1 pseudogene is annotated in these 417 nt (G+C 73.1%); it reads left to right on the top strand.

Going from position 1 to position 417, the window contains the following annotated elements:
* Positions 1 to 57: 57 nt before the first annotated feature.
* Positions 58 to 417, top strand: a pseudogene (locus VT52_RS39865) (nSTAND1 domain-containing NTPase); the annotation flags it as partial.

Below are 417 nucleotides of genomic sequence, written 5' to 3'. Positions count from 1 at the left end.
GACCAGTTCGAGGAACTGTTCACCTCCGATGTCGCCGAACCGGAACGTGTCGCCTACGTGGCGGCGTTGAACGCGGCCTCGGAGGCCGGCACGGACGACGCGGCGGCCGTGGTGGTGATCGGCCTGCGGGCGGACTTCTACGGCGCCTGTACGCGTTATCCGCAGCTCGAACCGCGCTCACCGAGGGCCATTTGCTGGTCGGCGCGCTGACCGAACGTCAGCTGCGCGAGGTGGTCGGGGGCCCGGCCGAGGTGGCCGGACTCGCGGTGGAGCCGGAGCTGGTCGAGATCGTGTTGCAGGACATCGGACGCCTGGACGGGCCGGTCGCCGCCGACGACGCCCCGTCGGCGGTGCTGCCGCTGCTCTCGCACGCCCCGCTGGAGACCGGGCGGCGGGCGGCAGGCGGCAGGCGGCAGG

The organism is Streptomyces malaysiense (assembly GCF_000980885.2).
GTDB classification, from domain to species: Bacteria; Actinomycetota; Actinomycetes; order Streptomycetales; family Streptomycetaceae; genus Streptomyces; species Streptomyces malaysiense.
Note: the sequence above shows the minus strand (reverse complement) of the source record. Positions and strands in the feature narration are given on the sequence as shown.